Annotated in this window: 14 protein-coding genes; 7 read left to right on the forward strand and 7 right to left on the reverse strand. The window is 61.5% G+C overall.

The features are described 5' to 3' along the window. Nucleotides 1-361: 361 nt before the first annotated feature. Nucleotides 362-1,150, reverse strand: a complete 789-nt coding sequence (locus tag MKI84_RS14305; protein ID WP_241620537.1) for an SDR family oxidoreductase — start codon at nucleotides 1,148-1,150, stop codon at nucleotides 362-364. Continuing rightward, nucleotides 1,147-1,476: a nuclear transport factor 2 family protein gene (locus tag MKI84_RS14310; RefSeq protein WP_241620539.1), complete on the reverse strand. Its 330-nt coding sequence runs from the start codon at nucleotides 1,474-1,476 to the stop codon at nucleotides 1,147-1,149. The genes MKI84_RS14305 and MKI84_RS14310 overlap by 4 nt, the downstream gene beginning before the upstream one ends. A gap of 96 nt (nucleotides 1,477-1,572) precedes the next feature. Between MKI84_RS14310 and MKI84_RS14315 the strand changes: the two genes are divergently transcribed. Together MKI84_RS14315 and MKI84_RS14320 are read left to right on the forward strand one after the other, a co-directional pair. After that, nucleotides 1,573-2,487, forward strand: a complete 915-nt coding sequence (locus MKI84_RS14315) for a LysR family transcriptional regulator (RefSeq protein WP_241620540.1) — start codon at nucleotides 1,573-1,575, stop codon at nucleotides 2,485-2,487. An 835-nt stretch (nucleotides 2,488-3,322) separates the two neighbouring features. Beyond that, nucleotides 3,323-3,805, forward strand: a complete 483-nt coding sequence (locus MKI84_RS14320) for a cytochrome P460 family protein (RefSeq protein WP_241620543.1) — start codon at nucleotides 3,323-3,325, stop codon at nucleotides 3,803-3,805. Between the two features lie 642 nt (nucleotides 3,806-4,447). Here MKI84_RS14320 and MKI84_RS14330 read toward each other — a convergent pair. The 4 genes from MKI84_RS14330 to MKI84_RS14345 all read right to left on the reverse strand — a co-directional run bounded on the left by MKI84_RS14330 (nucleotide 4,448) and on the right by MKI84_RS14345 (nucleotide 8,382). Beyond that, nucleotides 4,448-5,404 (reverse strand): AraC family transcriptional regulator, encoded by a 957-nt coding sequence (locus MKI84_RS14330; protein ID WP_241620545.1) that lies wholly within the window; start codon nucleotides 5,402-5,404, stop codon nucleotides 4,448-4,450. A gap of 238 nt (nucleotides 5,405-5,642) precedes the next feature. Next, nucleotides 5,643-6,632, reverse strand: coding sequence for a quinone oxidoreductase family protein (locus MKI84_RS14335; protein ID WP_241620547.1), 990 nt, complete (start codon nucleotides 6,630-6,632; stop codon nucleotides 5,643-5,645). A 52-nt stretch (nucleotides 6,633-6,684) separates the two neighbouring features. Next, nucleotides 6,685-7,251, reverse strand: coding sequence for a TetR/AcrR family transcriptional regulator (locus MKI84_RS14340; RefSeq protein WP_241620549.1), 567 nt, complete (start codon nucleotides 7,249-7,251; stop codon nucleotides 6,685-6,687). Nucleotides 7,252-7,437: 186 nt separating this feature from the next. Next, nucleotides 7,438-8,382 (reverse strand): LysR family transcriptional regulator, encoded by a 945-nt coding sequence (locus MKI84_RS14345; RefSeq protein ID WP_241620551.1) that lies wholly within the window; start codon nucleotides 8,380-8,382, stop codon nucleotides 7,438-7,440. A gap of 113 nt (nucleotides 8,383-8,495) precedes the next feature. On the opposite strand from MKI84_RS14345, the gene MKI84_RS14350 reads away from it, so the two are divergent. The 4 genes from MKI84_RS14350 to MKI84_RS14365 all read left to right on the forward strand — a co-directional run bounded on the left by MKI84_RS14350 (nucleotide 8,496) and on the right by MKI84_RS14365 (nucleotide 11,241). After that, the gene (locus MKI84_RS14350) at nucleotides 8,496-9,050 is read left to right on the forward strand and encodes a carboxymuconolactone decarboxylase family protein (RefSeq protein ID WP_241620572.1); all 555 of its coding nucleotides are present in this window, start codon (nucleotides 8,496-8,498) and stop codon (nucleotides 9,048-9,050) included. A gap of 89 nt (nucleotides 9,051-9,139) precedes the next feature. Continuing rightward, the gene (locus MKI84_RS14355) at nucleotides 9,140-10,000 is read left to right on the forward strand and encodes an alpha/beta fold hydrolase (RefSeq protein ID WP_241620552.1); all 861 of its coding nucleotides are present in this window, start codon (nucleotides 9,140-9,142) and stop codon (nucleotides 9,998-10,000) included. Between the two features lie 90 nt (nucleotides 10,001-10,090). Then, nucleotides 10,091-10,474 carry a nuclear transport factor 2 family protein gene (locus MKI84_RS14360; RefSeq protein WP_241620554.1) on the forward strand — a complete coding sequence of 128 codons (384 nt, stop codon included), beginning with the start codon at nucleotides 10,091-10,093 and terminating at the stop codon, nucleotides 10,472-10,474. Then, entirely contained in the window at nucleotides 10,474-11,241 is a 768-nt protein-coding gene (locus MKI84_RS14365; protein WP_241620556.1) for an SDR family oxidoreductase, read from the forward strand. Before MKI84_RS14360 ends, MKI84_RS14365 begins: the two co-directional genes overlap by 1 nt. 122 nt (nucleotides 11,242-11,363) lie before the next feature. Here the strand turns inward: MKI84_RS14365 and MKI84_RS14370 are convergent, their stop codons facing one another. Next, nucleotides 11,364-11,957, reverse strand: coding sequence for an NADPH-dependent FMN reductase (locus MKI84_RS14370; protein ID WP_241620558.1), 594 nt, complete (start codon nucleotides 11,955-11,957; stop codon nucleotides 11,364-11,366). Between the two features lie 53 nt (nucleotides 11,958-12,010). Here MKI84_RS14370 and MKI84_RS14375 point away from each other — a divergent pair, with 53 nt between their 5' ends. Then, entirely contained in the window at nucleotides 12,011-12,409 is a 399-nt protein-coding gene (locus tag MKI84_RS14375; RefSeq protein WP_241620560.1) for a winged helix-turn-helix transcriptional regulator, read from the forward strand. Nucleotides 12,410-12,601 lie beyond the last annotated feature (192 nt).

Below are 12,601 nucleotides of genomic sequence, written 5' to 3' on the forward strand. Positions count from 1 at the left end.
GCCGTATGCAGAAGACAGTAAAGCGGATCGTTTAATCGGCGCGTTCTGAACCCCGCCAACCCATGAGGGGAAGCTCCCGTGAACCGCAACTCCCGTCGTTTCCACCCCAGTGTGGCCGTTGGCACACGCCATACGCCTCCGTCGAGGGAATGACGTTCCGCGGCTGTTACTGGGCCGGCTCCGGACGGTCAGCACCTTCCAATCGCGCGACGCGCACCAATCCCGTCTCTCGATGTCGAACAGCGCACGCGGAAAATCCCAATCGGGCACGACCTTATCTCGACCTGAAGCGGGCTTTTGCGGGACATCGCTGCACTCAGGCTCTCGCCCGCCCTTCGGGGGCGAGCGTCTTGCGTCACCCTCAGATGGTGCGGATCGTCCCGCCATCGATGACGAATTCGGCGCCATGGATCGCGGCGGCCCGGTCGGCGGCGAGGTAGGCGATAAGGTCGGCCACTTCTTCGGGCTCGGCTCCCCGCCCGATCGAGATCCCGCCTAAGGCATCGAGCACGGACTGACGCGCGTCTTCGATCGTGCCGCCATTGGCCGCCCGAAGCATTTCGAGAAAGTCCCCAGTGGCCTCGGTCATGATCCAGCCGGGCGATATGGTGTTGACCCGCACGCCCTTGGGACCGAGTTCCTTCGAGATCGACTTGCTGTAGGTCCTTAGTGCCGCCTTCGCGGCGGCATAACCCGTCGTCGATTCGGGCAGCGGCAAGACCGACTGGATCGAGGTGACGTGCACGACGACGCCCGCGCCTCGCGCGAGCATCTGCGGGATCAGCAGGCGGTCGAGCCGGACGGTCGCCAGCAAATTGAGATTAAGCTCGGCAAGCCAGTGCTCGTCCGTCAACGCGACGAAGCCACCGGCCGGCGAAGCCGAGCCACCGACAACATGGGCAAGGATGTCGATGCCGCCCAGCCGCTCGAGCGCCGCCTTGGCCAGTGTTTCGCCGCCCTCGGGCGTGGTCAGGTCCGCCTGGACATATTCGACGCCTTCTATGGGATCCTTGATTGCCCGGGCGGCGGTGATGATGCGCGCTCCGCCGGCGAGGAAGCGCTCGACCGTGGCGCGGCCGAGACCCTTGGTGCCGCCGCTGACGAGCACGCGCTTGCCGGCGAACTCGGTCGGATCGGCCTTGATGCTCATACCGTGGTCTCCAGGGTCTTGATGGCGCCGTGCATCAGCGTGAAGCGATAAGTGAAGCGGAGCGGGCTGCCCGGGAAGTCGCCATGGGCAGGACCTTCAACCAAGACATCGCCGTCGTCTTTCCGAACAGTATCGGGCGTGAAGATCGCCTTTACCGGGATCACTTCTTCCTCGAATAGCTGGCGGATCGCGGCCTGCCCCGCGAAGTGCTTGCCATTGTCGATGAAGACGGCGTCGCACAAGAAAGGCTTCAACATGCCGTCGATATCGAGCCGGGCGTTTGCCTCGATATAGTCGGCGACTGGTTTGGGTAGGTTGATTGGCATGTTCATCTCCTCGACGGTGATGGCGCCTATTTAGCCATGGACTTTTCTCCTGATAATCGAGACAAATCGGCATAAGGTGTCACGAAAAACGGAATAATGAGCCGCCGCCATTCACTGATCGAGCTCGAGGCGGTTCTTGCCATCGTTCGGTGCGGCTCGTTTCGTGCTGCGGCGCTCGATCTCGGCATATCGACCACGGCCATCAGCAACGCGGTGGGCAAGCTCGAGCGGGAGCTTGCCGTGCGATTGTTCAATCGCACCACGCGCAGCGTCTCGCTCACTTACGCCGGGCGGATTTTCGTCGGGCAGGTCAAACCAGCGCTCGAGGACATTCAAAAGGCGATGAACACGGCGCGCTCCCAGCAGGAGACGCCGTCAGGCACCTTGCGCATCAACGCCTTCGCGACGGCGGCGCGCGAGATCATGGCGCCACTCGTTCTAGCCTATCTACAGCGCTATCCGCAGGTTCATATCGACCTGGTCACCGAGGGCCGCCTTGTCGATGTCGTGGCGGCGGGCTTCGATCTCGGAGTGCGCAGCGCGGATTTGGTGCCCAGCGACGCGATCGCTATTCCGCTGGGCCAGATGCGGCGCATGGCGGTTGCCGCATCCCCCGACTTCTTTCAAAGCAGGACTATTCCCCAGGTGCCGCAGGAACTACTCAATTTCCCCTGCATTCGCGTGCGGCTTCCGACTGGCGCACTGTTTCGATGGCGGTTTGAGAAGGGCGGCGAAGAGTTGCAACTTGACGTCGAGGGCCCGATCACCCTCGACGAAGCCTCCTTGGCCCGGATCGCGGTAACGAACGGCGTGGGGATCGGTTATTTCATGGAAACCGATGTCCGTGATGACATCGCGGCGGGGCGGCTTGTCCGCATTCTCGAAGACTGGACGCCGCCGCTCGTCCCCCTCTGCCTCTATTATTCCAATCGACGCAATCCCTCAGCAGCCTTCCAAGCCTTCATCGCTCTCGCCCGCGACTTCGCCGCTGGACGGCTCGCGCAGCCCTGATCGCAGGCGCAGCGCGCAGCCGGGATCGGTTCCCTCGGCCAAAGGCACCGGCGACACTACAAATTCAACCCCGGGGGGCCGCGCGCAAGCGGTGCGGTGAGATTACACAAGCTTAGGTTGGGGCACCTATGGGGCCGGTGGCAGACTGTCCAGCCAAGGGGCCGCGCGATGATCGAGGCGGCTGGCGCCGAGCTGCGCTACCATAGATCTGCGTGCAGCCTCATCGGAAGATGAGGAGCCGGCTGCGGATAGCATGGCGGCCATCGGCTTCGAAGCGATGCCGGGCCGGTGCATGTCGGGACGCCGCTCCTACTGGATTGATCGGGACGGGCAAGTCCTGTTGCGAATTCCCAGCGCTGCAACGGCGCGCGACATGTCGGGATCCCCAGCGGCGGCAACACAGGCCAGTCTCGGATCAAGCATGAAAAGACCCGGGCTCTTGCCGGCCGGGATTCAAGGAAATGCTGGAGTGCACCTGTCAATTATAGACGTCTGGTCACCAAATTCGGACCTATAGACGGACTTCCTGCCTTAAAATCGGAGCGACGAGTTGATTGCGTACGGCCCTGGTATACGCGGGCTAAAATTATATTAAATAAGAAAAGTGATGTCGATGGGCAATAAAAACAAGTAATTATGTGTCATATCGCGCTATTTATTCGTATATATTATAATTAACGTGGCCCTTATCGCGCAGAAGAATAAGGCGATAATGATCGTGGCGGTGGCGTAGGTGGGAACGATGCGAGCTAAAGGTCTTGTACTATCCATTTCCGTGATTGTAGGGATTGGGATCGTCGCCGGGTTGCTATCGCATCCCGCGGATTCGCAGACAGTGGCTGCAGTCGACTCGATCGCCGACGCTCAGGGCAATCTTCATGTGCCCGCCGAGTATCGGACCCTCTATCAGTATTTGGGTACTTGGGCGGTTGCTGCGAGCCAGACCGCTGGATCTGAGCAAATTCACACGGTGTACGCCTCTCCCGGCGTTATCGATGAATATCGGAAGACGGGCAAGTTCCCTGAGGGGGCTGTTCTGGTCAAAGAAGTGTTTCAGGCGAAAACTGATCGCATGACGACGGGCACTGTCTCGCGGGAGGATAAGCTTGAAGGGTGGTTTGTCATGGTGAAGTCGATCACAAATAAATTTCCCGAGAACAAGCTGTGGGGTGACGGTTGGGGCTGGTCCTGGTTCGATGTCGACAAGCCGACGAAAACGACATCTACAAATTACCGCGCAGACTGCCAGGGCTGCCACATTCCCGCCAAATCGACCGACTGGATTTACGTACGGGGTTACCCGCCGCTCAGTAAGTGAAGCGGACGAATTGAAAAACCTACCGTCTCACTCCAGGCTCGCGACACATTGATCAGAGCCAGAAGATGACGGTTGCCGTGACGCAGGTGGCCGGGAAGAAGTTGTGGGCGCATCGGTCGTAGCGGGTGGCGAGCGCCGCCAGTCTTTGAGCTTGTGGCCGCTCATCTGTCCTGCCAGCGGCAGGATGATCGCCGGTTCGTCGCCGTCGCAAACGGTGTGGAGCTTCAAGTTCAGCCCGTCGTCGGTTCGCCCGATACAACGGTGAGCATCCCCCTGTTGAACGAGCCTGCTGTAGGCGGGCCTTCAGATGTGTCGCGTCGATCACGGTGTGCCGTGCTTGCGGTTCGTCGCCAGAAAGCCCGGCGAAGATGCGGTTGGAGACGCCGAGCCGGCTCCAGCGGATGAGCGGCTGTAGGTGGCCCGTGGGGACCGTGGCCTGCCGGTGCGTCCTTCAATTGCGGATCACAGAGACCATCCCGCTCACCACTCGCCGGTGATCAACCCGCGGGACGCCATGTGCAAGGGGGAGAGCGGCGATACCCGCTCCGTCCGCCGCAGGCTCAGCGGGGATAGGTCACTCATCACGGCCTTCTCATCGAAGGCCGTGAATCCCAGCCCGAGCACTATTCGCAGGTCCTGAACCTAACGGGATTGCCGCTTGTGGGCCCTATATTCCGAAGGATCAGTACCGTACGTCTTTCGGAATACACGCGAAAAACCGCTCCGATTATTGTACCCGACAATACGTCCAACCTGATCGACCGAGAGATCGCCAATGGCGAGCAGCGAGGCTGCGTGTCTCATACGTATCTGACGCAGTGTGGTCATCGGCGGTGTGCCGAAAACTGCCTGGAAGCGCGCCATGAAAGCAGAGCGACTGAGACCTGCACTCTGTGAAAGAGATTGAACGGAGTGGGCAAATTCGGGCCGCGCGACCATATTGGAGAAAGCGCGCGCGATCTGCGGGCTTTGCAAGAGCGAAAGCCTCTCCACCCATTCGTTCATCGAAGTCATTGATCGGCGCAGGAGCACGATGAGGACTTCTTTGAGTAACGTCGCTGTCATTGCCTTCATGCCTATTTCTTGGCGAATGAGTTCAGCAACCGCAGCTTTAAGTTGAGGGGTCAGCGCCGTCGTCTCGTCGAACCTTTCGATAATTGGCATTGAAAGACCGGCAAAGAGATCAAGAGATCCTGCATAGTTCGCCTTGACGTAACCGCACACGAGCATGAGTTGCGGACACGTGCCGTCCCCGGCGGCCAGTCTCTCAACATGGTTAGGTCCGCCCGCCGGCACCCCCACTCGAACGGTTTGCCAGTTTTCCGACCGAACGGGAGGGCCTTCGATCACGAGGGGCGTCTGGGCCGGAACAATAACAAGTGTATGGGGCTCCAACGCGATGGGCGCCCGTCCAGCGATGATTAAACGCCCGCCGCCGGAAATATTATAGTGCATTCCTGGGGCCGGCGAACCCGACATCTCCAGTTTCCAGCCAGCACCTACGACACATTCGAATAGATCCACAAAATCGACTTCCAGCGTAGAAAGAAGTTCCTCAAGATCCGTGTGTGAAATGCGCGTAAGTGGCTGATCGATCATTGCGCGCCAGCGTCCTCTCTTCCGCCGCTGTATGTTATTGTGACGTTAAACAAGCGGCATTCCCGTCGTCGCCGATGAGCGCTTTTGTTATGATTGTAAGCCATGAGATCAATCCACGCGATCAGCTGGTGCACGTCAGGTATTTTGCAACAGCATAACTCTGCATTCAACTATGTAGCCGACGAAAGAAAGCATGCCAGACGCGCAGCGAAGCGTGTTCGATTCCGGCCTGGCCGAGTCACAGTTGCGGCGTGAGGACGATGCGCCCGTACAGATCGCGGCTCTCCATCCGCTCGTGTGCGGTTACCGCCTCGCTGAAGGGGAGTATATCAACCGGAATGTCGCACAGTCCCGAGGCTACCGCTTTCAAGGCCGCCTCGAGGCCTCGCCGTAAAGCCTGCGGGTGCGACGGCAGAAGGGCGCCCGCATTGAAGCCGGCCACGGTTGTGCTGCCCAGCCAGAGATCGTTGGTCTTCACGCTGTGCGCCCAGTCGCCGCTGGCATTGCCGGCGACGATCAGACGGCTGCCCGGCTTCATCAACGCAAAGCTCTGGCCACGGACGGCACCGCCAACGGGATCGATGATCACATCGAACTTCTCGCCCTCAAGCACGCCGGGCAACTCGGCGGAGTCGACGATCCGATCGTAGGGCAGTTTCGTGTGCGCCGCTGCTTCCAGCTTGCCTAGACGGACCGTGCCAACAACTCGCGAAGCGCCGAGCTGCCTTGCGATACTGGGAAATGCGGAGGAGAAGCCGCCAAGGGCGCCGTGCACCAGCACGCTTTCTCCCTTGCCGAGCTTGGCGACCAGACTGAGGGCGACGTGGGCCATCGCGGCATTGGGAATCATCGCGACTGCGAGAGCAGGATCGACATTGGAGCCTTCGATCGACACGACGCCATGCACGGGCGCGATATACACGGAGGCATACCCGCCGGTGCCGGCGCCGGCCGACATCGAGACGACGTTTTCGCCAATCGCAAACCCGGTCACCCCATCGCCGAGCGCTCGCACCGTTCCGGCCACTTCCAGGCCGGGAATGAAGGGCGGCTGCGCCATGCCGGGGGCATCCTTGAACTGCCCCTGGCGAAAAAGGAGGTCGATGAGACCGACCGCGGCGTGAGTGACGTCGATCGCGATCTGGCCCGGTCCAGGGGTCGGATCGGGTAGGTCGATCACCGTCAGGACGCTCGGACCGCCGAACTGGGTGGCTTGAATGGCTCTCACGGAACAACTCCTATAATGACTGAGCAGACGCGCATTTTTACGGCGGAAAAATTCACCTCAACGCCTGCCAAAGGGCTTCGAAACCTGCATCGCGGACGACTTCCGCATTGCCACGGTCGTGGAGAATGAAATCGATCGTTGTCCCTGCCATCGTTTCGACAAGCGCTCCCACGTAAGCCAGAGGTGCATCCCGCAACGCGCCGGTCGATCGTGCTCGATTTACAACTGCGACGGCTGGGCCCGCGACGACTGCCGCCGCCTTTCGGCTAGCTTCGGTAATCTGGTCCGAGACGCCGAGCTGGGCCAGCGCCCGCCGCTTCGATGGATTGGAAACGCCCCAGCCCGTCCAACACACCCACAGATGATGCAATTGCTCGCGAACATCACCGTCGCCAGGCATCGCTTCCAGGATGGTCTCAGACAGCTCTGTCTTCAGCGCGACATAGAGCTCATTGAGCAGAGCGGATTTCGTTCCGAAATAGGTGAACACCGATCCATGCGGCACGTGAGCCACCCTGGCGATTTCGGCTGTCGCGGCACCGAGACCTTGTTCGGCAACCAATTCCATCGCCGCCGCCAGGATCGCCTCACGTTTTTCTTCGCTTCTGGGTCGCGCCATTTGCCATCATCCTTGCGCAATAAATGACTGCTTGCTCACGCATTGTCAAGTAGGATGATTATCTCTCGTGGATCGCGCCTTACGTCAATGAGGCTGAGCGCTTTCGAGGAATGCAGCCCGCCCCATGTGGCATCGTCTCGGGCCCGACGGGTCTTTCTCGCCGTGATGGGCGCGCGTGTGTCGTGATTATGGGGGTGTCGAAGAGCCTTGCCCGGCACCGGCAATGTCATGCGATATGGCTTGGAGACGCTGCTGCAGCCGTGGCGCGACAAAATCGAGGAAGGCACGCAATTTCAGCGGCTGTTGCTGGTGCGGGGCATGGACCAGATGCACGGGCATGGGCGGAGGCGCCCGCTCCACCAATATCGGCAAGAGTGACCCCGCTCTGATGCTTGCCGCCGCTTGGTAGGAAAGCACGCGGGCGATTCCGACGCCAGCGACCGCGCCGCCCACGACGCCGTCTGCGGTATTGACCGAGAAGCGGGGGGTGATCATCACCTGCTGCGTGGCATTCCCGTCGACGAAGGGCCACTCCCGATAACGTCGCAGTCCTTCGAACGCGATGCAGTCGTGGTCGACCAGCGCGGCGGGCGTTTCCGGCTCGCCCCTTCGTTTGAGATAATCCGGGCTTGCGCAGACGATCCACCCGACCTCGCCGACCCTGCGCGCGACCAGCGCGCTGTCAGGCAGGCGGCCGATCCTGACCGCGACGTCGACGTGAGTTTCGATGAGATCGATGTTGCTGTCGGATAGTACAAGCCGGACGGTCACATCGGGATAGGCCGAAAGGAAATCGTGGACGATCGGCGCGACATTGAGCGCGCCGAACGCGATAGGCGCGGTGACGAGCAACTCGCCGCGCGGCGCGCGATACTCGCCGGATGCGGCGCGCTCTGCCTCGGACAACTCCTCGAGCACCCTTCGCGCCGATGCGACATAGGCTGTGCCAGCTTCCGTGAGCAGGAGCTTGCGGCTTGTGCGGACAACAAGCTGCGAACCGAGCAGGCTCTCAAGGTCGGAAACGCGGCGGCTGACGGTTGGGAGCGGCACGTTCAGCGACCGGGAGGCGGCGGACAGGCTGCCTCCATCGACCGCTGCGACCAGCGTGCGCATTGCCTCGAACCTGTCCATTTCCCTCTCGTTTTGCGGAAGTGAGGCTTTCGACGTTAGCGACTGCTGGGCAGTTTCGGAAGGGAGTACTCCAATTGGGTGAGAGCGAAACAACCGATCCAGGAGAAAACACGATGTCCCGCATCCCGACCCCCGCCACCGAACAGGCCCCCGAAAAATCGCAGCCCCTGCTTGCTGCCGTCCAGAAGCAACTCGGCACCGTGCCGAACCTGTTTCGTATCGTCGCCAACAGCCCGGCGGCTCTGGAAGGATATCTCGGCCTCTCCGGCGCCCTCGGCAAAGGCGCGCTGGCCGCGAAGACCCGCGAGCGGATCGCACTGGCGATCGCCGAGGTGAATGAGTGCGGCTACTGCCTGTCCGCTCACACCTACATCGCCCGTAACCTCGCCAAGCTCGATGACGCGGAGATCACCGCAAACCGAAACGGCGCCTCCAACGACGTCAAGGCGGACGCCGCCGTGCGCTTCGCCGTCAAGCTCGCCCGCGGACGCGGACAGGCAAGCGACGCCGATATCCGGGCGCTCAAGGACGCGGGATATTCGGATGCGGAAATCGTCGAAATCATCGCCCATGTCGCGCTCAACACCTTCACCAACTACGTCAATGAAGCGCTGAAGACCGAAATCGACTTCCCGGTCGTGACGGCCCGGACGGCCGCGGCGGCCTGATCCTCACCCCAAGCTCAGCAAGAAGCGATGCGGGCGCGAAGCCGGGCCCGCGAACCCCTCTTCACGCCCTGAAATCAAGGAGCCTTCCAATGACCATTCGTTTCAACACCGTCGATGTAGATGGCCTCAAGCTGTTCTACCGTGAGGCTGGCGACGCAAGCCGCCCGACAGTGCTGCTGCTGCACGGCTTCCCGAGCGCGAGCCACATGTTCCGCGACCTGATCCCCGAACTCGCTGAGCACTACCATGTCGTCGCCCCGGATCTGCCCGGCTTCGGCATGACCGAACAGCCCACCCGCGACCAGTTCGACTACACGTTCGAGAACATCACCAACGTCGTCGACCGCTTCACCGAGGTTCTCGGTCTGACCAAATTCGCCGTCTACGTCTTCGACTATGGCGCTCCGGTTGGCTTCCGGCTCGCGGTCAAGCACCCCGACCGGATCACCGCGATCGTCACCCAGAACGGCAACACCTATGTCGAAGGTGTGTCGGGCGCCTTCGCACCCGTCATGGCCTACTGGAACGAGCCGACCCAAGCCAACCGCGACGCGCTGCGCGGCTTTCTGGCGCCGGAGACGACGCTCTTCCAGTACACGCACGGCGTCGACGATCCGAGCAAGGTGTCGCCCGACGGGCGCAACCTCGACGACTTCTATCTGGCGCGTCCCGGCAATGACGAGATTCAGCTCGACCTGCTGCTCGACTACCAGACCAACGTCGCGCTCTACGGCACCATTCAGGCCTATCTGCGCGAGCATCAGCCGCCGGTGCTGGCAATCTGGGGCAGGAACGACCCGTTCTTCATTCCGCCGGGCGCCGAGGCGTTCAAGCGTGACGTACCGGCGGCGGAGGTTCGCTTCGTCAACAGCGGGCACTTCGCGCTCGAAACCCATGCCGCCGAGATCGGCGCGGCAATGCGCGAGTTTCTGGCCGGGCATATCGGGTGATCGGCCCTGGTTCGGGCGCTGCTTCCTGTCGCCGCCGGATTTCAGTGAGCACGGGGCGGCCGCGTCCGTCCGATACTTCGGAGACAGACCATGATCAGCGCTAGCGATACCGTTCGCGACTTCTACGAAAAGCTTTCCAAAGGCGACGCGCCGGGCGCTCTTGGCCTTATGGCGTCCGACATCGAGTGGACGACGATGTGGCACTACAAAGTAGAGGGGCGTGGACCGGAAAAGGTCGCGGAGGGCCTTTTCAAGCCGCTGATGGCGGAATGGTCGAGCTTCTCTCTGGTGCCGGCGGAGTTCATCGCTGAAGGCGAGACCGTCGTCTCGCTGGGGGAATTCACGGGCGTGCATGGCGCGACAGGCAAAACCTCGCGTGCCCGCTATGCCCACGTCTGGACAATTCATAACGGCAAGATCACCACCTTCCGCCAGTACATCGACACGCTGGCCATCGCCGAGGCTCGCGTCTGATGGAACGTGTGGCGATTGTGACGGGTGCCAGTCGCGGTATCGGTCGCGCAACGGCCGTGCGGCTGGCTCGCGACTTCAGCGGCCTTGCGCTGGTGGCGCGAACCCGAGAGGCCTTGGAGGAGACTGCTGAAACGGTCCGGGCGGCAGGTGCAGAGCCGCTTGTTCGGGTCCACGACCTGCGCCAGCCGGATGCAGCGGGAGCGGTCGTCGCAGCGACGCTCCAGCGCTTCGGGCAGATCGATGCCGTCGCCTGCATCGCCGGCGCGGTCTCACCGGCAGACCTGTTCGCGCTGACCGACCAGCAATGGGACGACGGATTGGCGCTCAAATTCCACTCCGCCCGGCGTTTGACACTCGCGGCATGGGATGCGCTCAAGGCTACGCAGGGTTCGGTCGCGATCATGTCGGGTACGTCAGCCTGTACGCCCAAGGCGTCGCTCGCCGCCGTAGGTACCATCAATGCGGCGATCCTCGCGCTTGCCAAGGCCTTTGCCGACCGGGGCATTGAGGATGGGGTGCAGGTCAACACGATCCTGCCCGGATCGGTCATGACCGACCGCCGCCTGATGATGCTTCAGGGCTATGCTGACTCGCACGGTCTCTCACTCGATACGGCAATTGATCGGGGTGCGGCCGAGGTGGGCATCGCCCGCTACGGGCAGCCCGAAGACGTCGCCAACGCGATAGCCTTCCTCTTTTCGGCCGAAAGCCATTGGATCACCGGCACGGCAATCCGCATCGACGGCGGCGAAACGAAGGTGCTTTGACCTTGCGGGTGAGTGCCGGACGGCGAGGCCGACTGCCTAGCTTGGCCGATACTCACAAAAAAGGCTCGCGGGCGGCGATCGTCAGCGAGCCTTTTCGATTTCGGAGGCGCTCGTCCGGCGCGTCAGGCGCCGGCGGACTTGGCAGCCATGGTCGCCTTGGCCCACCAGAACAGTTCGTCCAGAGCCGCCGTCGTCGATGGCAGGAGATTCGCCTCGATTTCCTCGATCGGCTTGTTCCCGAAGGCCGGATGCACGGCGAAGAAGTCGCTCCCGCCGATATGGGCGGTCGCATGCGTCGAAACCATCTGAAGCTCGATCGCAATCAAGCGAAGATGCTCGATCGCCCGCACGCCGCCCGTGCCACCATAGCCGATGGCGGTGAATGGCTTGCGGATCCACTCCTTATAGGCCTGGTCGAGCGCGTTCTTCAAAACGCCGGTGATCGAGTGGTTGTATTCCGCGGTGACAAAGATGTAGCCGTCGAAACGGGCGATCGTCTCCTGCCAGCGGATCGCCTCGGGGTTCCGGCTCGGCGCCCACATATTGGAGGCGACCTCGTCGAAGAAGGGGAGCGGATGATCGCGCAGATCGACCAGCTCCACATCCATGTCACCGCGGGCCTGAGCCTGCTTCAGAATCCATTGCGCCGGCACATCGGCAAAACGCGTGGGCCTGGTGGAACCGACGATGACGGCAATGCGGGGTTTGGTACTCATGCTATCCTCATATATAATGGTATCCGATAGTAACCAGATTACGAGGAGTGTTCATGCCGGGACAAGGAGGCACTTTCGCGAAACCAGATGACCACGAGGATACCGCCCGGTGCGAACACATCAGCCGGCTGCTCGCGCGGATCAGTGACAAATGGACCCTGCTGGTGGTTCGCGTGCTCGGGCATGGGCCACGCCGTTTCAACGCGTTGCGACGCGAAGTCGGCGAGATCAGTCAGAAGGTTCTTGCATCGACACTGCGGGATCTAGAGCAGAACGGCTTCGTTACTCGCACGGTTACGCCGGTCAACCCGCCTCAGGTGGAATACGCCCTGACTGAACTGGGGCGCGAGTTCCTGATGCCCGTACAGACGTTGGCGGAGTGGGTCGTCGAGAACGCACCTCGAATGGATGTGGCACGCGCCGCTTATCTCGAACGTCGCGCGGAAGACTGATCCTTCGCTGGCGCCACGATGATCAACCATCACGCACGCCGCTTCCGTAAAACGATAGGAAGGGTTCCGAAGTCAGGCGCTGCTGCCGAATAACGGAAAGTTCTACATGGATATCGAAGGAGATAATCATGAAGAGCGCCCATTTCATAAAGAACCCCGACGCTCTGGCCGCCCTGTCACCGGAGCAATATC

Source organism: Ancylobacter gelatini, assembly GCF_022601675.1.
GTDB lineage: Bacteria > Pseudomonadota > Alphaproteobacteria > Rhizobiales > Xanthobacteraceae > Ancylobacter > Ancylobacter gelatini.

Coding starts and splice junctions, on each gene's coding strand:
- MKI84_RS14305 (WP_241620537.1), bottom strand. CDS start 1,150: ATGAGCATCAAGGCCGATCCGACCGAGTTCGCCGGCAAGCGCGTGCTC.
- MKI84_RS14310 (WP_241620539.1), bottom strand. CDS start 1,476: ATGCCAATCAACCTACCCAAACCAGTCGCCGACTATATCGAGGCAAAC.
- MKI84_RS14315 (WP_241620540.1), top strand. CDS start 1,573: ATGAGCCGCCGCCATTCACTGATCGAGCTCGAGGCGGTTCTTGCCATC.
- MKI84_RS14330 (WP_241620545.1), bottom strand. CDS start 5,404: ATGATCGATCAGCCACTTACGCGCATTTCACACACGGATCTTGAGGAA.
- MKI84_RS14340 (WP_241620549.1), bottom strand. CDS start 7,251: ATGGCGCGACCCAGAAGCGAAGAAAAACGTGAGGCGATCCTGGCGGCG.
- MKI84_RS14345 (WP_241620551.1), bottom strand. CDS start 8,382: ATGGACAGGTTCGAGGCAATGCGCACGCTGGTCGCAGCGGTCGATGGA.
- MKI84_RS14350 (WP_241620572.1), top strand. CDS start 8,496: ATGTCCCGCATCCCGACCCCCGCCACCGAACAGGCCCCCGAAAAATCG.
- MKI84_RS14355 (WP_241620552.1), top strand. CDS start 9,140: ATGACCATTCGTTTCAACACCGTCGATGTAGATGGCCTCAAGCTGTTC.
- MKI84_RS14360 (WP_241620554.1), top strand. CDS start 10,091: ATGATCAGCGCTAGCGATACCGTTCGCGACTTCTACGAAAAGCTTTCC.
- MKI84_RS14365 (WP_241620556.1), top strand. CDS start 10,474: ATGGAACGTGTGGCGATTGTGACGGGTGCCAGTCGCGGTATCGGTCGC.
- MKI84_RS14370 (WP_241620558.1), bottom strand. CDS start 11,957: ATGAGTACCAAACCCCGCATTGCCGTCATCGTCGGTTCCACCAGGCCC.
- MKI84_RS14375 (WP_241620560.1), top strand. CDS start 12,011: ATGCCGGGACAAGGAGGCACTTTCGCGAAACCAGATGACCACGAGGAT.